At 68.1% G+C, this 19,386-nt stretch carries 18 protein-coding genes; 10 read left to right on the top strand and 8 right to left on the bottom strand.

Annotation, left to right across the window (positions count from 1 at the left end; genetic code table 11):
• Positions 1-21 precede the first annotated feature (21 nt).
• The 3 genes from RHA1_RS19870 to RHA1_RS19860 are packed head-to-tail and all read right to left on the bottom strand — an operon-like array spanning position 22 to position 3,624.
• Positions 22-1,071 carry an ABC transporter permease gene (locus RHA1_RS19870; RefSeq protein ID WP_011596583.1) on the bottom strand — a complete coding sequence of 350 codons (1,050 nt, stop codon included), beginning with the start codon at positions 1,069-1,071 and terminating at the stop codon, positions 22-24.
• Complete coding sequence (locus RHA1_RS19865) at positions 1,061-2,116, bottom strand: ABC transporter permease (protein ID WP_011596582.1); 1,056 nt, start codon at positions 2,114-2,116, stop codon at positions 1,061-1,063. The genes RHA1_RS19870 and RHA1_RS19865 overlap by 11 nt, the downstream gene beginning before the upstream one ends.
• Complete coding sequence (locus RHA1_RS19860; RefSeq protein ID WP_011596581.1) at positions 2,113-3,624, bottom strand: sugar ABC transporter ATP-binding protein; 1,512 nt, start codon at positions 3,622-3,624, stop codon at positions 2,113-2,115. Before RHA1_RS19860 ends, RHA1_RS19865 begins: the two co-directional genes overlap by 4 nt.
• A gap of 292 nt (positions 3,625-3,916) precedes the next feature.
• On the opposite strand from RHA1_RS19860, the gene RHA1_RS19855 reads away from it, so the two are divergent.
• Genes RHA1_RS19855 through RHA1_RS19845 form a run of 3 tightly spaced genes read left to right on the top strand, consistent with a single transcriptional unit; the run spans position 3,917 to position 6,509 of the window.
• Positions 3,917-4,936 carry a LacI family DNA-binding transcriptional regulator gene (locus RHA1_RS19855; protein ID WP_011596580.1) on the top strand — a complete coding sequence of 340 codons (1,020 nt, stop codon included), beginning with the start codon at positions 3,917-3,919 and terminating at the stop codon, positions 4,934-4,936.
• A 60-nt stretch (positions 4,937-4,996) separates the two neighbouring features.
• Positions 4,997-5,404: a TIGR03618 family F420-dependent PPOX class oxidoreductase gene (locus RHA1_RS19850; protein WP_011596579.1), complete on the top strand. Its 408-nt coding sequence runs from the start codon at positions 4,997-4,999 to the stop codon at positions 5,402-5,404.
• A gap of 28 nt (positions 5,405-5,432) precedes the next feature.
• Positions 5,433-6,509 carry a S1C family serine protease gene (locus RHA1_RS19845; protein ID WP_011596578.1) on the top strand — a complete coding sequence of 359 codons (1,077 nt, stop codon included), beginning with the start codon at positions 5,433-5,435 and terminating at the stop codon, positions 6,507-6,509.
• Here the strand turns inward: RHA1_RS19845 and RHA1_RS19840 are convergent, their stop codons facing one another.
• From RHA1_RS19840 to RHA1_RS19830, 3 genes are all read right to left on the bottom strand, one after another.
• Positions 6,510-7,547 (bottom strand): alpha/beta hydrolase, encoded by a 1,038-nt coding sequence (locus tag RHA1_RS19840; RefSeq protein ID WP_011596577.1) that lies wholly within the window; start codon positions 7,545-7,547, stop codon positions 6,510-6,512.
• A gap of 169 nt (positions 7,548-7,716) precedes the next feature.
• Positions 7,717-8,625: a PIN domain-containing protein gene (locus RHA1_RS19835; protein ID WP_011596576.1), complete on the bottom strand. Its 909-nt coding sequence runs from the start codon at positions 8,623-8,625 to the stop codon at positions 7,717-7,719.
• Between the two features lie 122 nt (positions 8,626-8,747).
• A complete protein-coding gene (locus tag RHA1_RS19830; protein WP_009477153.1) occupies positions 8,748-9,224 on the bottom strand; it encodes a GtrA family protein in 477 nt (158 codons plus the stop codon).
• Between the two features lie 98 nt (positions 9,225-9,322).
• On the opposite strand from RHA1_RS19830, the gene dprE1 reads away from it, so the two are divergent.
• The 4 genes from dprE1 to RHA1_RS19810 all read left to right on the top strand — a co-directional run bounded on the left by dprE1 (position 9,323) and on the right by RHA1_RS19810 (position 13,809).
• On the top strand, positions 9,323-10,756 hold the full coding sequence (gene dprE1, locus RHA1_RS19825) for a decaprenylphosphoryl-beta-D-ribose oxidase (protein ID WP_005253221.1): 1,434 nt from the start codon (positions 9,323-9,325) through the stop codon (positions 10,754-10,756).
• On the top strand, positions 10,756-11,517 hold the full coding sequence (gene dprE2, locus RHA1_RS19820) for a decaprenylphospho-beta-D-erythro-pentofuranosid-2-ulose 2-reductase (RefSeq protein ID WP_005248822.1): 762 nt from the start codon (positions 10,756-10,758) through the stop codon (positions 11,515-11,517). Before dprE1 ends, dprE2 begins: the two co-directional genes overlap by 1 nt.
• An 11-nt stretch (positions 11,518-11,528) precedes the next feature.
• Positions 11,529-13,421: a galactan 5-O-arabinofuranosyltransferase gene (locus tag RHA1_RS19815; protein ID WP_011596574.1), complete on the top strand. Its 1,893-nt coding sequence runs from the start codon at positions 11,529-11,531 to the stop codon at positions 13,419-13,421.
• 112 nt (positions 13,422-13,533) lie between these two features.
• Positions 13,534-13,809, top strand: coding sequence for a hypothetical protein (locus tag RHA1_RS19810; protein WP_011596573.1), 276 nt, complete (start codon positions 13,534-13,536; stop codon positions 13,807-13,809).
• On the opposite strand, the gene RHA1_RS19805 is transcribed toward RHA1_RS19810, so the two are convergent.
• A complete protein-coding gene (locus tag RHA1_RS19805; protein WP_011596572.1) occupies positions 13,806-14,507 on the bottom strand; it encodes an MspA family porin in 702 nt (233 codons plus the stop codon). The two genes, RHA1_RS19810 and RHA1_RS19805, sit on opposite strands and share 4 nt — an antisense overlap.
• Positions 14,508-14,721: 214 nt before the next feature.
• Between RHA1_RS19805 and RHA1_RS19800 the strand changes: the two genes are divergently transcribed.
• On the top strand, positions 14,722-16,512 hold the full coding sequence (locus RHA1_RS19800; protein WP_011596571.1) for a glycosyltransferase family protein: 1,791 nt from the start codon (positions 14,722-14,724) through the stop codon (positions 16,510-16,512).
• A 7-nt stretch (positions 16,513-16,519) separates the two neighbouring features.
• Here RHA1_RS19800 and map read toward each other — a convergent pair whose 3' ends face one another.
• A complete protein-coding gene (gene map / locus RHA1_RS19795; protein ID WP_011596570.1) occupies positions 16,520-17,284 on the bottom strand; it encodes a type I methionyl aminopeptidase in 765 nt (254 codons plus the stop codon).
• A 54-nt stretch (positions 17,285-17,338) separates the two neighbouring features.
• Here map and RHA1_RS19790 point away from each other — a divergent pair, with 54 nt between their 5' ends.
• Complete coding sequence (locus RHA1_RS19790; RefSeq protein WP_011596569.1) at positions 17,339-17,599, top strand: helix-turn-helix domain-containing protein; 261 nt, start codon at positions 17,339-17,341, stop codon at positions 17,597-17,599.
• Between the two features lie 79 nt (positions 17,600-17,678).
• The gene (locus tag RHA1_RS19785) at positions 17,679-19,310 is read left to right on the top strand and encodes a transposase (protein ID WP_011596515.1); all 1,632 of its coding nucleotides are present in this window, start codon (positions 17,679-17,681) and stop codon (positions 19,308-19,310) included.
• The last annotated feature ends 76 nt before the right edge of the window (positions 19,311-19,386 follow it).

Here is a 19,386-nt window from a genome sequence, read left to right as displayed (position 1 = left end):
AGAGCTGTGGAGCAGGAGAATTCAGGAGGCGTTCTGCAGCTTTCGACGCTGCGCGGACGTCCGCACGGTCTTCAGCAGATTCGGAAGCAGTACCGCCACGATCAGGAGAACGCCGGTGACGATGGTGAGCGCCTCGTTCGAGATGTCCTCGAGCCGCAGCGCATTCTGCAGCGTGGCGAGCAGCACCACCGCGGCGAGCACGCCGGCCAACCGGCCCTTGCCGCCGAAGATCGACACACCGCCGAGGAGCACCGCGGCGACCACGGCCAGTTCGAGACCGGATCCGTTGTCGGCGCGGGCGCTCGAGTACCGCAGACTCCACAGCACTCCGGCGAGGGCGGCGACCGCCCCGCACACCACGTAGAGCCAGAACTTCAGCCGCGCCCCGTCGATACCGGCGAAGCGTGCCGCCGTGTCGCTGGCGCCGGTCGCGTAGATGTCGCGGCCGAGCGGCGTGGCCTGGAGGATCACCGCGAACACCAAGGCCACCACGACCAGCGGAATCGCGAGATTGGGGATGGACGTGCCCCCGACAGTTCCCGTCACCCACGACGTGTACGCGCGGGGGAAGTTGGACACCGCCTGGTCACCGAGGAGGACGAACGCGAGCCCACGGAAGAGGGCCAGGGTGCCGATCGTGACGGCCAGGGACGGCAACCCCAGCTTGGCGACCAGGAACCCGTTGAGGGCACCGAGGACGCAGCCGAGCAGGATGCACATCGGGATGATCATCTCGATGGCGAAGCCGTTGTTCCACATCCAGCCCATCGCGGCGCCGCTCAGCCCCAGGACGCTCGCCACCGACAGGTCGATTTCCCCGGTGATGATGATGAACGTCATCGGCAGTGCGATCAGGAAGATCGGCGCGAGATCGAGGACGAGGAACGCGAAGTTGCGGCTGCTCCCGAAGTCGGGGTTGGTGACCGATGCGACCACCAGCACGACGACCGTGATGGCGATGGTCGCCGAGTCCCAGCCGGCGAGCACCTCGCGGGCCCGGCCGACCGTCGACGTCCGACCTGCGGTGTCCGGCTGTGCGGTCGTCGCCGGCTCGATGGTGTCAGTCGACATGGGCGCTCCTCTTCCGAAGTTGCTGTGCGGCACGCACCGCGAGCAGCCGATCGGCCGCGATGGCGATGAGAATCAGCGCACCGACGATGGCCTGCTGCCAGAACTGGTTGATCTGGAGAACGGGCAGCGAACTGTTGATGGTGGTCAGGAGCAGCGCGCCGAGCGCGGCGCCCCAGACGGTGCCGACGCCACCGACCACGGCCACACCGCCCACGACGGCGGCCGCGATCACGTTGAGTTCGTATCCGGATCCGGCGGCGGCGTCGACGGTGCCGAAACGCGCCGCGAACATGACCCCGGCGATTCCGGCCATGGCCCCGGAGAACACGAAGGCGAGCAGGATGCGCTTGCCGACGGCGATGCCCGCGAGTTCGGCGGCATGGCCGTTCGACCCGATGGCGTAGAGGTCGCGGCCGCTGCGGTACCGACGGAGATACACCCCGGCGAGGACCACCGCCACCACCGCGACGACGACGAGCACCGGGACACCGAAAAGCGTTGCGGTACCGAGTGTCAGGAAGTTCGACGGCATCTCGTCGGCGGTGATCTGCTCGCCGCCCGCCCACAGGTAGGCGATGCCCCGGAAGATGTACATGGTGCCGAGCGTGACGACCAGGGCGGGAACTCCGCCGAACCGCACGAGCAGCGCGTTGGCGAGTCCGCAGATCGCACCGACCGCGATGCCCGCGAGAATCCCCACCACGATCGGTGCGCCGTCGGCGCCCTTCATGACACTGCCCGCGGCGAACGCCGACAGGCCGAGAACCGAGCCGACCGAGAGGTCGATGTTCTTGGTGATCATGACGACGGTCTGCCCGACCACCAGAACCCCGACGATCGATGCCGCCAGCAGGATGTCGCGAATACTCTGGGAGGACAGGAAATTGCTGTTCTGCATCGTGGTGACCACGATCAGCACGATCAGCGCGGCGAGGATGCCGAGCGACCGGACCTGCAGCACCTTCTCGATCGGGGACGGCCCCTCGTCCGACTTCACCGAGGGCTTCGCGGCACCTGCAGGTGCGACGCGGGTGGGTGCGCTCATGCGGCAGCCTCCGAACCCGTTGCAGCGAACATGATCTTCTCCTCGTCGGCCTCGGACCTGCTCAGTTCCGACACGATTCGTCCTTCCCTCATCACAAGGACGCGATCGGCCATTCCGAGCACCTCCGGCAGTTCGGAGGAGATCATCACGACGGCGACGCCTTCACTGGCGAGCGTCGAGATGATCCGGTGCACTTCGGCTTTGGTGCCGACGTCGATTCCGCGGGTGGGTTCGTCCACGATCAGGACGCTCGGCGCGGTGGCCATCCACTTGGCGAGCACGACCTTCTGCTGATTGCCACCCGACAGCACCCCGACGGGGTCGGTGATGCGCGCGTACTTGGTCTGCAGTTTCTTCGTCCACTCGTATGCCGACCGACGCTCCCGTCCCCCGAAGAGGAAGCCGAACCGCGCGAGAGCGGACGACCGCGTCAATGTGGCGTTGCGCTCGATCGACATGTCCAGGATCAGACCCTGCTGGCGACGGTCCTCCGGGACGAGCGCCATCCCGGCACGCATCGCGGCCTTCGGGCTGCCCTTGCGCAGGCTCTTGCCGCGCACCCGGACGTCTCCGCTGTCGCGGGGGTCCACACCGAACGCCGATTGCATGACCTCGGACCGGCCGGCCCCGACCAGCCCGGACAGCGCCACGATCTCGCCGGCCCGGACCTGGAAACTGATGTCGGAGAAGACCCCTGCACGCGACAGGTTCTCGATCTCGAGGACGACGGCGCCCGGTTCCACGTCGATCTTCGGGAACAGCGCGCCGAGGTCGCGGCCGACCATGCTGCGGACGAGGTCGTCGACCGTCAGCCCCGCCAGCTCCGAGGTCGAGATGTGCCGTCCGTCGCGCATCACGGTGACCCGCTGGCACAACGCGAAGATCTCCTCGAAGCGGTGCGAGATGAACATGACCGCCGAGCCGGACGCGCAGAGGGACCGGGCGACCTTGAACAGCCGCTCCACCTCGTTGCCGGATAGCGCCGCGGTCGGCTCGTCCATGACGATGACGTTGGCGTCGGTGGAGAGCGCCTTCGCGATCTCGACGAGCTGCTGGTCGGCGATCGACAGTCCGCTGGCCAGCCGGTCCGGGTCCATCGGGACACCGAGACGGTCGAACAGCGCGCGGGCGGCGGTGTTCATCGCGCTGCGGTCGATCATTCCGAGCCGGGCCCGCGGCTGGGTGCCGATGAAGATGTTCTCCGCGATGGTGAGGTCGGGGAACAGCGTCGGCTCCTGGTAGATGACCGCGATGCCCCGGGCCTTGGCATCCGAGGGTGACCCGAGCGACACTTCCTCGCCGCCGACGAGGAGCGATCCGGTGTCGGGGCCGTGCACGCCGGCGAGCATCTTCACGATGGTCGACTTGCCTGCACCGTTCTCTCCGACGAGGGCGTGTGCCTCGCCGCCGTAGAGCGGAAACGACACACCCTGAACAGCAGCGACGTTGCCGAAGGACTTGGTGACGTCCCGCACTTCCAGCAACGGCACCGCAGGGGGGACGCTCATTCAGCACCTCCGATTGAAACGGTTCATTTCTCGTTCATGAAGCTAGAAGTGATAGGCGCCACAAGTCAAGAGGTTCGGCTAACCCGGTCACCACCGTGATCTTATCGTTATAAAAGCACGCCAGGTCCATTACTGACCGCCCTGCATCGTCTCGCCTGGCAGCCGGCCTTGATTCCGCAACCACGGACGGCGATACTGGGACTGAAGCGATTCAAGAGCGCCGGATTGTTCTCGGGCACCGGCCGACGCGACAATGTGCGCAGTCGAACGAGCCGGCTGAAGGGGGAACCGAATGGCAGCGTCCATGCGCGAGGTCGCCGCACTCGCGGGCGTCTCGATGGGAACGATCAGCAACGTGCTCAATCACCCCGAACTGGTCTCCGAGGCGACCCGCCAGCGTGTGCATGCGGCCATCACACAGCTCGGCTTCGTCCGCAACGACGCCGCCCGCCAACTCCGCGCCGGCCAGTCGCGGATGCTCGCCGTCGTCGTCCTCGACGCGCGCAACCCCTTCTTCGTCGACGTCGCGTCGGGCGCCGAGGAAGTCGCCGAGGCGAACGAGCTGCTGATGGTCATGGTCAGCACCGGTGAATCGGAAGAACGCGAGAACCGGCAGCTCGGCCAGCTCATGGAACAGCGCGTCCACGGAATCCTGCTCTGCCCGACCGGCGAGAGCACCCCGATGCTCGCCAACCTCGACCGTCAGGGCACACCGGTGGTCCTGCTCGACCGCGGGTCCCGCACACCCGGCCGATCCTCCGTCGCCGTCGACGACGTCCACGGCGGCCGGATCGCCGCCCGCCACCTCATGGAGCAGGGGCATCGGAACCTCGTGTTCGTCGGCGGGCCCGACACCATCAGGCAGGTCCGCGACCGCCGGGACGGGGCGCTCAGCGCCGTCGCGGAATCGGCGAGCACCCGCATGCGCACCGTCGCCACCCGGTCCCTCAGCATCGAGGCCGGCGCCCAGGCGGCCCGCGAGATCCTCGCGATGGCGGGTGACGAGCGGCCCACGGCGGCGTTCTGCGCCAACGACCTGCTCGCGCTCGGAGTGCTCCAGGAGTTCATCCAGCACGGCAAGCGCGTGCCCGAAGACCTCGCAATCGTCGGGTACGACGACATCGACTACGCCGCCGGTGCGGCCGTGCCGCTGACCTCCGTCGCCCAGCCGCGGAACGAACTGGGACGGGCGGCGGCCGAACTCCTGCTCGACCAGGTCAACAACCCCGACACCCACCGGCACCAGCAGCTCTCGTTCACCCCGACGCTCGTCGTCCGCGAGTCCACGGCCGCCTGCCCCGTGCGGGGTTGACGAGCGCCGAGACTCGTCAACCACGCACAGGGCCGGAGGCCTTCGGAGTATCTTTCGGACATGTCGAAGCCACCTCTGACACCGAAAGCCGCCGAGATGTTCGCTCGGCCCAATTACGCCACCATCGCCTGCGTCCGACCCGACGGCCAGCCCGTGTCCGTGGCCACCTGGTACCTGTTCGAGGACGGCAGGGTGCTGGTCAACATGGACGCCGAGCGTCGACGCCTGGACTACCTGCGCGGCGACCCCCGCGTCAGCCTCACCGCGATGGACCCCGACGACTGGATCACCCACGTCAGCGTCCAGGGCCGCGTGGCCGAGTTCGTGGTCGACGAAGAACTCGCCGACATCGACCGCCTCGCTAAGCATTACACCGGCAAGCCGTACCCCGTCCGCGACCGCAAACGGGTCAGCGCCTGGATCGAGATCGACACCTGGCACGGCTGGGGATCCCTGAAACAGTCCTGAACCGACTCCGCGACGACGACAACCGGGCATGACGACGCCCCGCGCCGCAACGGTCCTCGCCGTGGCCACGGCGGTGATCGGCAGCCTGCTGCTGAGCGCACCACCGGTCCGCGAACCGGGACCGCCCGCGGCGACGGTCGCCCAGCCCGCCGCGCCTCCTCCGCCGCCGCCCGTGGCCCTGGCCCCGGAGGAGGTCGAGGCCAGGGTGATCCCGGCGATCGTCACCCTCGTCGCGGATTCGGGCCTCGTCGAAACCGCGGGAACGGGGATCGTGCTCACCCCCGACGGCGTCGTCCTCACCAACCACCACGTAATCGACGGCGCCCTCGACATCAGCGCGGTGAGCCTGGGCAACGGTACGGCGTACGTCGCGGACGTCCTCGGCTACGACAGTTCGCGCGACGTCGCGGTACTCCGGCTCCGGGGCGCGGGCGACCTCCCGGTGGCGACCCTCTCGAAGGACACCACCATCGGCATCGGCGACCCGGTTACCGCCGTGGGTAACGCGGAGGGAGGCGGAGTTCCGGTGGCGGCCCGCGGGTTCGTGACCGACGTCGAGCAGACGATCACCGCCCGCAGTTCCACCGACGGTTCCCGGAACCGGTTGAACGGGCTGATCCAGATCGACGCGGCCGTACGTCCCGGCGACTCCGGCGGCCCCCTCGTCGACGCCACCGCCGCCGTCATCGGCGTCAACACCGCGGGCAACGCCGACTCCGACCCCACGAAACCCGCTCCCGCTCAGCCGAGATCGTATGCGGTGCCCATCGACACCGCGATGACGATCGTCGATCAGGTCCGCGCCGGAACCACGTCCGCCACCGTGCACATCGGCGACACCCCCCTCCTCGGGATCAGTGTCACCGACGACGATCGGGGCGCCGAAGTGCTCTGGGTCAGCATCGGCACCCCCGCCGACGAAGCGGGCATCGAGATCGGAGATGTCATCACCGATTTCGACGGAACACCCGTCCGGTCCTCGGATGATCTCAGCGAACGCATGATCGGGCGGCACCCCGGCGACGAGGTCGCGGTGCGCTGGTTCGACGAGACCGGACAACAGCGATCGACGACGATCGTGCTCGAGAAAGGCCCGCCGCGGTAGTCAGGCGGTCTTGTCCCGGGCGACGCCGTCCTCCGGTCGCACACGTGTCGCGACGAAACGCGCGATACGCTGAAGCACCGCACGGCTTTCCGGCAGACCGGGCCACAACGCCGGGAACGCGTGCACCTGGCCGTCCCAGATCTGCAGCGTCGTCGGAACACCCGCCGCGCTCAGCCGAGACGCCATCAGCTCCGAATCCGACCGCAGCACCTCACCTTCCGCAGCGACCAGCAGCGCAGGCGGCAGACCCTCGAGAGTCCCGTTCACGGGCGACAGCGCAGGGTCGAGCACGCCGTCCACCTCGCCGCCGAGCTTGCCTATGGTGACGAGCGCCTCCACGGGCGCGAACACGTCGCGGGCGGCATTGGCGTGCACCAGCTTGTCGGCGCAGTCCAGGTCCAGCAGCGGCGACAGTCCGACCAGGCCGGCGGGCAGATCGACGCCCTCCTCGCGGGCCTTCAGCGCAGTCGCGAAGACGAGGAACCCGCCGGCCGAGTCGCCGGCGAACACCGTCCCGCCCGCGCGGGCTCCGTTCTCCAGCAACCACTTGTACGCCGTCAGGCAGTCGTCGACCGAACCGCTGATGTTCGTGTCGGGCAGTTGCCGGTAGCCGACGTGCATCACCGGCAGCCGGGTCAGCTTCGCGATCGTCGCGACCACCGGCCGATGCGTGTTCAGCCCGCAACACAGAAACCCGCCGCCGTGCAGGTAGAGGACCACACCGTCGCCCAGATCGGGAGACACCCCCGGCGCGCGTACGATCTCCGCGTCGAATCCGGGCAGTCGCACCTTCTGGCGGCGAATACCGGACGCGGGACGGATCCCCGCCGCCAGATCCAGCAAAGCGGCCCTGCGAATCGCCGATTCGTTGATCGGGGCCATCCGCACCACAGGCCGGAGAAACCACCTGCACGCCTGGTAGAGAACCTGGGATTCGATACTCGGCCCCGCGAGCCTCGCCCCCGAACGGTACTGGACGATCGGTGTCCCGCTCCGCTGCTGCGCGGACGGCTTGCGGTCGTTCGGCACAGATTTCATGCCTTCTCCCCTGGTCGCCGGTACCCGTCGCCGTTGACGGATACGTAACTTCAACCTTGGAGTACCCGCCGCGGTCGTGTGTCACTCATGGTGGCTTCGGCCCCAAGTCGTTATCCCCTCTGCCCGAATCGTTATCGCAGGCGCGGCAAGCGGGCCATCGGGGGTCGGCTCAGCCGAAATCGAGCTCGTCGAGCTCGTCCACCACGGTGACCTTGCGCTTTCGTCCGCCCATCATCCTGCCGATGCCGCGGCGCCCGCCGGTGTCCGCGTTGGCCGAGGGCAGGATCCGCTGCGGCGCCACCCGGGGTCGTGCCACGTGCACGGGAGGAAGCGTCGCGGCCGGGGGTTCCACGGTGTCGGGAGTCGCTACGGGTGCCCGGGGCGGGAGGGGAGGCCGGGGCGGGAGTGGCGCCGGCACCGCGGCCACGGGCGGCGGCGGCAGGACCGGTTCGAAGACCCGCTCGCGGCGAGGCACGCCCGTGTCCCCCAGATCGAGGTCGTCGAGATCGACCACCCACCGCACCCGGTTCTCGAGGCCACGGTCCTGCAGCTCGGCCCAGATCTCGTCGTGCCACGTCGAGGGTTCGCCGCTGCCGAACGCCCGGGAGTTCGCAGTGATCCACACCACGTCCTCGGACGGGCGGCGATCGGCGATGTCCAGGACCGTCAGCCAGTTCACGGTGGCGGTGTAGCCGTGCCGTTTCTTGTCCACATAGGGCCGACGACGCTGCAACTCGCGACGGGCGATCTCGAGGTGTGAGGCGTGTGCCGGCTCGATCACGTCGCAGCCCATCGCCTCCAACTGCCTGGCGAGCGAGTCGACGTACCCGTCGGCCTTGGCCCGGGCGGCGTCGACGAAGACGGACAGGTCCTCCCGGAGCCCGAGCCGGTCGTACATCCGCGCCTGGACGGTCAGGGCGTCGATCATCGCGACGGACTCCCGCTGGTACCGGTGCGCGACCTCGACGAGGACGAGGCGGGGAACGAGTACCCGGCTGCCCTGGTCGAGGGCGTCCCGGACGAACGTCTCGAAGCGCGCGTCTCGTGTGACGGCCGAGGTGTCGAGAACAATCAGCATTGATCGATTCTCACCGAACACGCCTGCCGCGCCAGAGAAGTTGCTGAGTCGTTACCGAAACCCCCGGATCGGGGTCATCGCAGCACCCGCCAGGGCATTGCCGTGCGGTTGCCCGGCAGGCCCTAGTGGATCTTGAAGATCACCGCGCGCTGCACGACGAAATTGATGACCGTCGCCGTGCCCTGGGCGATGACGAACGCGAGCGGCAGACGCCACCATTCGTCGGGGAAAGCGTGATACATCACCCAGTTGAGGCCCACCTGCACGGCGAACGTGACCGCGTAGAGGATGACGACGGCCACGAAGCGGGCACGGCTCGGTTCGGCCTTGAACGTCCACCGGCGGTTGATCAGGTACGCGGTGGTGGTGCCCGCGATGAAGCTGATCGACTTCGCCACGTTCACGGGGAGCCCGACAACTTCGAACAGCAGGACGTACAGGCCGAAGTCGACGATCGCCGACAATCCGCCGGTCAGGACGAAACGGATGATCTGCGTCTTCAGGTCCAGTGCGTCGTCCGCGATGTTCTCGGTGACGGGGATCTCGACGGGGAGCGGAACGTGCGGTTCGTGCTCGTGACTCGGCTGGGTTTCTGACACGACGACGAGGCTAGCGCCCCGTGAGTACTTGTCGACCGCGTGCGGTGGATAAGTACGCACGGGCCCGCGGGGCCGGCCTCCGGGTACCCTCTACCTCGATGTCCACGACAGCAGAAGAGACGCCCACCCAGGCGCTCCCCACACAGACCCGCACCCTCACCGGCTGGGGACGCACCGCGCCCACTACCGCGCAGGTGCTGTCCACTCCCGACGTGGAAGTGATCGCGCGAGCGGTCGCCCAGGTCGCGGAGCAGAACGAGTCGAAGCCCGCTCACCTGCAGCGTGGGGTGATCGCCCGTGGCCTCGGCCGCTCCTACGGCGACCCGGCGCAGAATGCCGGTGGCCTGGTCATCGACATGAATGCGCTGAACCGGATCCACCGCATCGACCGCGACACCCACCTGGTGGAGGTCGACGCCGGCGTCAACCTGGACCAGCTGATGAAGGCGGCCCTGCCGTTCGGGCTGTGGGTTCCGGTGCTGCCGGGCACCCGGCAGGTCACCATCGGCGGCGCCATCGGCTCCGACATCCACGGCAAGAACCATCACAGCGCCGGCAGCTTCGGTAACCACGTGGTGTCGTTGGACCTGCTCACCGCCGACGGCAAGGTACGCACGCTGACGCCGAAGGGCGGCCGCAACGACCCCAAGGGCGCACTGTTCTGGGCGACGATCGGCGGCATGGGCCTGACGGGCATCATCCTCAAGGCGACCATCAAGATGACGCCCACCGAGACGGCGTACTTCATCGCCGACGGTGACGTGACCCAGACGCTCGACGAGACCATCGCGCTGCACAGCGACGGCAGCGAATCCAACTACGAGTACTCGAGCGCCTGGTTCGACGCCATCGCGGCGCCGCCGAAGCTGGGTCGCGCGGCGATCTCCCGCGGTTCGCTCGCGAAGCTCGACCAGTTGCCGGCCAAGCTGCAGAAGAACCCTCTTGCGTTCGACGCTCCGCAGCTGCTGACATTCCCGGACGTCTTCCCGAACGGCCTGGCCAACAAGTTCAACTTCTCGATGATCGGCGAGCTGTGGTTCCGGAAGTCCGGCACCTACCGCGACAAGGTTCAAAACTTGACGCAGTTCTACCACCCGCTCGACATGTTCGGTGAGTGGAACCGCGCCTACGGATCCAACGGGTTCCTGCAGTACCAGTTCGTGGTGCCGACCACCGCGGTCGAGGAGTTCAAGGCCATCATCCGCGACATCCAGAAGTCGGGGCACTACTCGTTCCTCAACGTGTTCAAGCTGTTCGGCGAGGGCAACCAGGCCCCGCTGAGCTTCCCGATCCCGGGCTGGAACATCTGCGTCGACTTCCGCATCAAGCCCGGCCTGAACGAGTTCGTCACCGAACTCGACAAGCGGGTCCTGAAGTTCGGCGGCCGCCTCTACACGGCCAAGGACTCGCGGACCACCGCCGAGACCTTCCACGCCATGTACCCGCGGATCGACGAGTGGATCGCCACCCGCCGCAAGTACGACCCCACCAATGTCTTCGCCTCCGATATGTCCAGAAGGTTGGAACTCTAGTGATCAACGCTGTCGGGAACCCCCAGACTCTGCTGCTGCTCGGTGGCACCTCCGAGATCGGTCTCGCGATCTGCGAGGAGTACCTGAAGAAGGCGCCGATGCGGGTGATCCTCGCCGCACTGCCGGGCGATCCCGGTCGCGATGCCGCCGTCGCCCAGCTGAAGGCGGCCGGCGCCAACGCCGTCGACGTCATCGACTTCGACGCCGTCGACACCGAGAGCCACCCGAAGGTCATCGACGAGGCGTGGGCCAAAAGCGACGTCGACGTCGCCATCGTCGCGTTCGGCCTGCTCGGCGACGCCGAGGAACTGTGGCAGAACCAGCGCAAGGCCGTCCAGATCGCCGAGGTCAACTACACGGCCGCGGTGTCGGTGGGCGTGCTCGTGGGCGAGAAGATGAAGGCGCAGGGCTTCGGGCAGATCATCGCCATGTCGTCCGCTGCCGGTGAGCGCGTGCGCCGCTCCAACTTCGTATACGGATCCACCAAGGCCGGACTCGACGGCTTCTACCTCGGACTCGGTGAGGCACTGCGCGAGTTCGGTCCGCGCGTCCTCGTCATCCGTCCCGGCCAGGTCCGCACCCGCATGTCCGCGGACGTGAAGGAAGCCCCGCTCACCGTGAACAAGGAAGACGTGGCCAAGCTCGCCGTCACGTCGGCGGAGAAGGGCAAGGATCTCGTGTGGGCGCCGGGCGCCTTCCGCTACGTGATGATGATCCTGCGGCACATCCCGCGACCGATCTTCAAGAAGCTGCCCATCTAAGCTTCGCCCTCGTGACGGAAGCAGACGTAGCACCGGCCCGACGGTCCCTGTCGACAGCTGTCGAAATGCTGCTGGGGGCCGTCGTGGCCGCAGTGGTGGCGGCGGTCGGACTGTTCGCGTTCGCGCGGGTGCAGTGGCCGGCGTTCAACTCGTCCAACGTGACCCAGGCCGTCACCACCGTCGGCCAGGTCGTGGCCATCGCAGGTATCGCGGTGTCGGTGCTGCTCGTGCGACTGCACCGGGCCCCGCGCTTCGCCCGGCTGCTGTCGTGGGCGAGCCTGTCCGGGTTCGTGACCGTCACCCTCGGTCTGCCGCTCGCGGCCACCAAGCTCTACCTGCACGGCGTCTCCGTCGACCAGGAGTTCCGCACCGAGTACCTCACGCGGCTGACCGACTCGGCGGCGTTGCGCGACATGACGTACGCCGACCTGCCGCCGTACTACCCGGCCGGCTGGTTCTGGGTGGGCGGGCGCGTCGCCAACCTCCTCGGTACGGACGGCTGGGAAGCCTTCAAGCCGTACGCCATCGGATCGCTCGCCGTCGCAGCCGTCGTGGCACTGGTGTTGTGGAGCAACCTGATCCGCCACGACCTGGCCATCGTCGTGTCCCTCGCGACCACGGCACTCGTCCTGGCCTACGGATCACCCGAACCGTACGGCGCCGTCATCACCCTGCTGATCGGCCCCGCACTCGTCCTCGCCTGGGGCGGTCTGAACCGCGTCGACGGGCGCGGCGGCTGGGGCGCCGTGATCGGCACCGGACTGTTCCTCGGCCTCGCCGCCACGTTCTACACGCTGTATCTCGGACTCGCCGCCTTCGCGGTCACCCTGCTCGCACTGCTCGCCGCGACCCTGCGGATACGCGCCCGGAAGTCGTGGCGGGCGGCGTTCGATCCGCTGGTCCGGCTGATCGTGATCGCCGCAGTGTCCGGCCTTCTCGCACTGACCGTCTGGCTGCCGTATCTGCTGAAGGTCGTGGGCGGTTCGCCCGCGGCGTCGGGAACAGCGCTGCACTATCTGCCCGAGGCAGGCGCGCATCTGCCGCTGCCGATGATCCACTTCTCCCTCACCGGGGCGCTGTGCCTGCTCGGCACCATCTGGCTCGTCGCCCGCGCGTCGACGTCGCGGCGCGCGCAGGCACTCGGCGTCGGGGTGGTGGCCATCTACCTGTGGTCGCTGCTGTCGATGGCGGTCACCGTGCTCGGCAGCACCCTCCTCTCGTTCCGGCTCGAGCCTGTGCTGATCGTCCTGCTCGGCGCGGCGGGTGTCTTCGGATTCGTCGAATTCGCAGGCTGGCTCGTGCTCGCGACCAGTGACAACCCGCGGGTCAAGGGGGCGGTCCTGGTGATCGGTGTGCTGGGCGCGCTGTCGTTCGTCCAGAACATCCCCAAGTTCCTCGACTCCGACATCGCCGTCGCCTACACCGACACCGACGGCAACGGTGAACGCGCCGACCAGCGCCCACCCGGCGCCGCCGCCCACTACGCGGCAGTCGACGAGCTGATCCAGGCGCGGGTCCCCCGCGACCGCGACGACACGGTGGTCCTCACCGCCGACACCAGTTTCCTCAGCTTCTACCCCTACCTCGGGTTCCAGGCGCTGACGTCGCACTACTCGAATCCCCTGGCGGACTTCGCCGGACGCGCCCGGACCATCGCGGACTGGAGCGAACTCGAGACGCCCGACCAGTTGGTGGCCGCACTCGACGCGGCGCCGTGGCGCGCCCCCGACGCGTTCGTGTTCCGGCAGGGCCCCGACGGGTACACCCTGCGGCTCGCCGAGGACGTGTATCCCAACGATCCCAACGTGCGCCGCTACACCGTCACGTTCCCGAAAGAACTGTTCGACGGCCCCCGATTCACGGTGTCGGAGACCGGGCCGTTCGTGGTCGTCACAAGAAACTGATCGGTCTGTTCACGTTTATCTCGCCTACCTCGCGGGAACCCCGCAGCCAATCAGGGAGGCGGGTATTTTCCGCGCCCCGAGGGGAATTGTCGGGTCGTCGCGAGGAGCGGTCATGCCGGATGCAGTGGGCCCTCGACGTGCCGGTAGCGGTGCCGAAGACTACCTCCTCGGCACCGCCGGCGGTGAGGTGGTGGTGCATGCCGGACTCGCCGTGACGATCGGAGCGATCGTCGGTGCCTACGTCGGGCACTGGATGCTTTTCGTGATCGCCTTGCTCGGTGCCGCCGCGTGGATCACAGGCGACGTCGTCGTCCATGTCAGTCGACAAAGGTCGCCGGACGTCAGTCCGGCGACCCCTGTCAGGCACCCTGTCGGGCGGGCTGCCTAGTTGAGCTTCTGCGGCACACCGTAAGTCATCACGGTGTCACCGTTCTCCGTCACGGCCATCGCGTACGGACGGATGGTGACCGGCCCGATAGCACCGGAGATGGAGCCATGAACTCCCTGCATCCTGACCACAGCGGCCGATCCGTCGAACTCCTGACCCTCGAGGATCGGAACGGTGGTGATTCCACCGGGCTCCAGGTCGATGTCGAGTTCCTGCGACGGAATGATGTCACCGGCGAGTTCCGCGTTGGTACCCGCGTTCAGGTCCAGCGTGAAGTCCGGAACGAGTCCCAGGTTGATTCCGTTGCTCGACCCGATCGCGAACCCGAGTCCGGGCGTGTTCAGAACGATCGTCGCGCCTGCCAGTGCGACCGGATAACCGATCTGATAACCGACCGTGAGCTGAGTCCCCTTGAACTCCTCCGCGTTCGGCCCGGTGATGGCGACCCCGGCGTAGCCGTTGTGGAAGAACTCCACGCTGGTGGGTACGCCGTCCAGCGGCGGTACGACCTGATACACCGTGTCGCCCTGCACGACTTCGATGCGATTTCCTCTTGCGTCGATCACGGAGCTGGAATTGTCCACGCCGGCCGACGCAGTGCCATTGCCCATGACCATGGCCAGCGCGGCGATGCCTGCGACTGCCACCGAGCGTGTGAATCGTTTGTACCCAAATCGAGATGTGCTGATGTCCGTCATGCCGACCCCATTCAGAGTGCACTGCAACCGATACGAAAAAGCATGCTGAGCGTAACCAGTGGGGCAGGAGAATATCCCTGTATTGATCAGAAGTTCACAAATCAACTTGATGTGATACACGCAACAATCACGCGATCGCAACCCAGGAAGCTCTCAGCGACCTCCGGTACCCTCGGTCGATTGACATCGACCCGAGAACCGGAGGCGCAGCTGCGTGACTGAGATACTCACCCAGGTCGAGACCACTCGCCAGGCATCGAGCACCAGCACCACTGCTCGCCCTCTCCGCTCCCGTCTCCGGCCGCACCCGGCCGATGTCGCGGCGGTCGTCTTCTACGGCGGCCTCGCGGCATTCGTGTTGGCCCGCCAGTGGAAACACCTCGGGACCGGCTATCTGGTGCGCAGCGGCCAGGACCAGACGATGTGGGAGTGGTTCTTCGCGGTCGCCGCCCGCTCTCTGGTCCATCTGGACAATCCGCTCTCCAGCGACCTGCAGAACTACCCGCTGGGCGTCAATCTCATGGGCAACACGGCCATGTTCGGCATCAGCATCCCGCTGGCGCCGGTCACGTTGTTGTTCGGACCGAATGTCACCTTCACTCTCGCGCTCACACTTGGCCTGTCGGGCACGGCGATTGCCTGGTATTGGGTGTTTTCGCGGCATGTCGTGTCGTCGCGGCTCGCGGCCGCCGTCGGCGGCGGTCTGTGCGGTTTCGCCCCCGCCCTGATCTCGCACACCAACGGGCACCCCAACTTCGTCGCCCTGTTCCTGCTGCCCTTCATCGCGCTGGCCGTGATCAGGCTGGGTAGCGGTGTGCGCCCGGTGCGCGACGGCATCGTCCTCGGCTTGCTGATCGCCTATCAGATCTTCCTCGGCGAAGAACCGCTGCTGATCTACGCGCTGGCGTTCGCGGTTTTCGGTGCCGCCTTCGCGGCGTCACGTCCGCGTGCGGCATTCGCGGCGGCCACGCGCAGCATCAAGGGGTTCGCGATTGCCGGCGGCGTCGCGCTGGCCATCGCCGCCGTTCCCCTGTGGTGGCAGTTCTTCGGGCCCGACAGCTACCGGGCGATCGAACACGGCCCCGTCGGCAACGACACCGAAGCGTTCACCAGCTTTCCGACGTCCTCACTGGCAGGCGAGCCCGGGTCCGCCGAGTTCAGCATGAACGCCACCGAGGAGAACGCGTATTTCGGCTGGCCCCTGCTGATCCTCCTCGGCCTCTCGGCCCTGTGGCTGTGGCGCATGCCCCTGGCTCGCGCCGCGGCCGCGACCGTCGCAGTGATGGGCGTCCTGTCGCTCGGGACTTCGCTGACTATCGGCGGCTGGGACACCGGAATTCCCCTGCCGTGGAAGCTGATCTCACACCTGCCGCTCCTCGAATCCGTCCTCGAATCGCGCTTCGCGATGGGCTGCCTGCCCGCCGCCGCCCTGCTGCTCGCGCTGGGCACCGACCGCGCCCTGGCGTCCGCCCGCGAGGGCCAGCGGACCACCACCCTGCTGTGGGTCGGCTGGCTCGCGGTGGCGCTGCTTCCGCTGGCGCCCACGCCGCTCGCCGTCGTGCAGCGTGACACCGCACCGAGTTTCTTCGCCGACGGCACGTGGCGGGAGTACGTCACCGACGGCTCCGTCGTCACGGTCCCGCTTCCCTCCCCGGAGAACGCGCGGATGCTGCGCTGGCAGACCGAGCAGGATCTCGCATTTCCCATCGCCGGTGGGTATTTCGTCGGCCCGGCCGGCAGCGAGGACCAGGGCAAGTACGGGCCCGACGACCGCGCCACCGCACTACTGCTCGCGTCCGCACAGTCGTCCGGCCAGGTGCCTGTCATCGGCGAGGCGGCGAAAGCCCAGGCACTGACGGACCTGAAGTTCTGGAACGCCGACGTCCTGGTCCTGCCGCACACCCAGAACGATCGCGTTCTGCGCGAGACGGTCCAGCAGCTCGTCGGGGCGCCCGCGAAGCCGGTCGACGGCGTGTGGGTGTGGGACGTGCGAGCACTGACGTAGGAAAGTCCTACCGCGTCAACACTTCCGGTCCGTCCTCACCGATGGCGACGGTGTGCTCGCTGTGCGCGGCACGGGCGCCCGTCGCCGTGCGGAGCGTCCAGCCGTCGGCCTCGTGCCGGTAGTCGTCGGTGCCGTCGCCGATGAGCATGGGTTCGATCGCGATCACCATCCCGGGACGCAACAGCATTCCCTTCCCGACGCGACCCTCATTGGGCACGTGCGGATCTTCGTGCATCTGCCTGCCGATGCCGTGCCCGCCGTGGTCGGCGAGCATCCCGTACCCCGCGCCGCGCGCGAACAGTCCGATGGCGGCACCGATGTCTCCCAACCGGTTTCCCGGCCGGGCGGCCGCAATGCCGTGCGCGAGAGCGGCTTCGGTGGCCTCGACGAGTGCGATGTCGGCGGGGTCGGCCGTTCCCACGACGAAACTCACGGCGGCGTCCCCGCACCAGCCGGCGAGCCTGGCGCCGCAGTCGATGCTGACGAGGTCACCGTCGCGGAGTCGGTATTCGCCGGGAATGCCGTGCACCACCGCGTCGTTGACGCTCGCGCAGATGACCCCGGGAAACGGGCTGGGCGCCCAGTTCGGGTGATAGTTCAGGAACACGGGCTCCGCCCCCGCGTCGCGGATCACCGCGGCGGCCACCGCATCGAGCCCCTGAAGCGTCACCCCGATCGCGGCCGCCTCGCGCACGGCGGCCAGGGCGTCGGCCACCACCCGGCCCGCCGCGCGCATCGCCTGCACCTCGGCCGCCGACTTCAACTCGACCACGGCTCACCCTCCACGTCGGGATCCAATTTCTATACCGGTATTACTATATGGCACATGGTGCGTGTGCCGTTGACAGCAGAGGAACTCGAACGCGGGCAGAGGCTGGGTGAGCTGCTGCGATCCGCGCGGGGAGACATGAGCATGGTCACGGTCGCATTCGACGCGGGCATCTCCGTCGAAACCCTGCGCAAGATCGAGACCGGGCGCATCGCCACACCTGCGTTCTTCACGATCGCCGCGGTCGCCCGGGTTCTCGACCTCTCCCTCGACGACGTCGCCGCGGTCGTGACCTTCGGTCCCGTGAGTACTTCTTAACCGCCGGGGGGCTGTTTCAAATTTCCGGGTCGGGGTGTCCGCGTGCCGCGGCGCCCCGACCTGATGTTTCTTGGATAATGTGTTGGTGGCCAAGGGGTATCGACCGGTGAATCGTGATCAGCAGTTTTTGTTGCCACCGGACATGCGGGAGTGGGTGCCGCCCACGCATCCGGTGTGGACGGTGATCGAGATCGTCGACACCCATCTCGACACCAGCGCCTTTCACGGCTCTCGCCGCACCGGGGGTGCCGGGCGCGCCGGGTACGACCCGGACATGCTGGTGACCCTGCTGATCTGGGCGTGGTCGCGGGGGGTGCGGTCGTCGCGGCAGATCGAGCGGGCCTGCTCGGAGGTGGTGTCCTACCGGGTGATCTGCGCCGGCGACACCCCCGATCACGTGACGATCTCACGGTTCCGCAAGGACAACCACACCGCCTGCGAGGCCCTGTTCACGCAGGTCCTGATCCTGGCCGCACGGTTGGGTCTGGGCCGACTCGAGACGATCGCGTTGGACGGGGTGAAGATCGCCTCGAACGCATCGAAGGACGCCAACCGCACCGAGGACGGGCTGCGCCGGGCAGCCGAGGCCGAGGCCGCGCGGATCGCCGCCGCCGCGGTGGCCGCGCACGCCGCCACCGATGACGCCGAGGACGACCTCTACGGCGAGGACGATTCGGGCCCGGGACAGGTGCCGGCGGAGTTGGCCGATCCCAGCACCCGCTCGGCCCGGATCGCCGAGGCATTGGCCCAGCTCGACGCGGAGAAGGACGCCGAACAGTGCGAGCGGGAGGGGAAAGCACAGGACTATCTGGCCCGGCTCGACGCGGGCCAGACGGTGATGGGCCGGGTGCCGGTCGGGGCCGAGGTCGCCGCCGCCGAGCGGCGTCTGGCCGAGGCGGTCGCCGCCCAGCAGGCGGTGATCGAGCGGTTCCAGGGTGGCACCGCGGCCGGGGGCGGGGGCACCCGGTTCGCACCGAAGCCGGTCGACGAGCACCACCTGGTCCGGCGCCGGCGCACCGAACTCGACACCGCCCTCCGCAAACAGGGTGAGCGCGCCGCCGCCGCCGGGCAGCGGCGCCGCAACACCACCGACCCCGACTCGCGGTTGCAGCCGCTGCGCGGCGGCGGCTGGGTGCAGGGCTACAACTGCCAGGCCTTCACCAGCGAGGACGGGTTGATCCTGGCCACCGGGGTCGGGACCGGCCCGGCGGACTACGACTATTTCCCCGAGATGGTCGACAAGGCCGGGGCGGCCGCGCACCTGATCGACGCCACCCGACGTGGGAAGGAACCGACCGGCACGAGCCCGGAGGAGCTGATCGGGGTGATGCTCTTCGACGCCGGCTACTGCTCCCGCGAGAACCTCACCGCGCCGGGCCCGGACCGGTTGATCGCCACCGGCAAATCCCGTCACCTCGAGGCCGCCGCCACCGCTGATCCGGTCACCGGACCGCCACCGCCGCAAGCGGATCCGATCCAGGCCATGACCCACCGGCTGCGCACCGAGGCCGGTATCGCCACCTACCGCAAACGCTCACCCATCGCCGAAACCGTGTTCGGGCACGCCAAACACAACCTCGGATTCCGCCGCTTCACCAGCCGCGGCCTCGACCGCGCCCGCAGCGAATGGGCGTTCCACGCCACCGTGCACAACCTCGGCAAGATCCTCACCCACCTGACCGGAGGCACCCCGCTCCCGGCCACCCCCTGACCCGGCGGGGGCCACCCCGCACCGGCACCCACCGCGGCACGAGACACCCGCACCCGGACCGCCCTCACTCAATTCC

The organism is Rhodococcus jostii RHA1, assembly GCF_000014565.1.
GTDB classification, from domain to species: domain Bacteria; phylum Actinomycetota; class Actinomycetes; order Mycobacteriales; family Mycobacteriaceae; genus Rhodococcus_F; species Rhodococcus_F jostii_A.
This window is presented reverse-complemented; position numbering and strand designations above follow the sequence as displayed.

Bases quoted from the DNA above. Each gene is read 5' to 3' on its own strand.
- RHA1_RS19870 (WP_011596583.1), bottom strand. From the start codon at position 1,071: ATGTCGACTGACACCATCGAGCCGGCGACGACCGCACAGCCGGACACC.
- RHA1_RS19865 (WP_011596582.1), bottom strand. From the start codon at position 2,116: ATGAGCGCACCCACCCGCGTCGCACCTGCAGGTGCCGCGAAGCCCTCG.
- RHA1_RS19860 (WP_011596581.1), bottom strand. From the start codon at position 3,624: ATGAGCGTCCCCCCTGCGGTGCCGTTGCTGGAAGTGCGGGACGTCACC.
- RHA1_RS19855 (WP_011596580.1), top strand. From the start codon at position 3,917: ATGGCAGCGTCCATGCGCGAGGTCGCCGCACTCGCGGGCGTCTCGATG.
- RHA1_RS19850 (WP_011596579.1), top strand. From the start codon at position 4,997: ATGTCGAAGCCACCTCTGACACCGAAAGCCGCCGAGATGTTCGCTCGG.
- RHA1_RS19845 (WP_011596578.1), top strand. From the start codon at position 5,433: ATGACGACGCCCCGCGCCGCAACGGTCCTCGCCGTGGCCACGGCGGTG.
- RHA1_RS19840 (WP_011596577.1), bottom strand. From the start codon at position 7,547: ATGAAATCTGTGCCGAACGACCGCAAGCCGTCCGCGCAGCAGCGGAGC.
- RHA1_RS19835 (WP_011596576.1), bottom strand. From the start codon at position 8,625: ATGCTGATTGTTCTCGACACCTCGGCCGTCACACGAGACGCGCGCTTC.
- dprE1 (WP_005253221.1), top strand. From the start codon at position 9,323: ATGTCCACGACAGCAGAAGAGACGCCCACCCAGGCGCTCCCCACACAG.
- RHA1_RS19810 (WP_011596573.1), top strand. From the start codon at position 13,534: ATGCCGGATGCAGTGGGCCCTCGACGTGCCGGTAGCGGTGCCGAAGAC.
- RHA1_RS19805 (WP_011596572.1), bottom strand. From the start codon at position 14,507: ATGACGGACATCAGCACATCTCGATTTGGGTACAAACGATTCACACGC.
- RHA1_RS19790 (WP_011596569.1), top strand. From the start codon at position 17,339: ATGGTGCGTGTGCCGTTGACAGCAGAGGAACTCGAACGCGGGCAGAGG.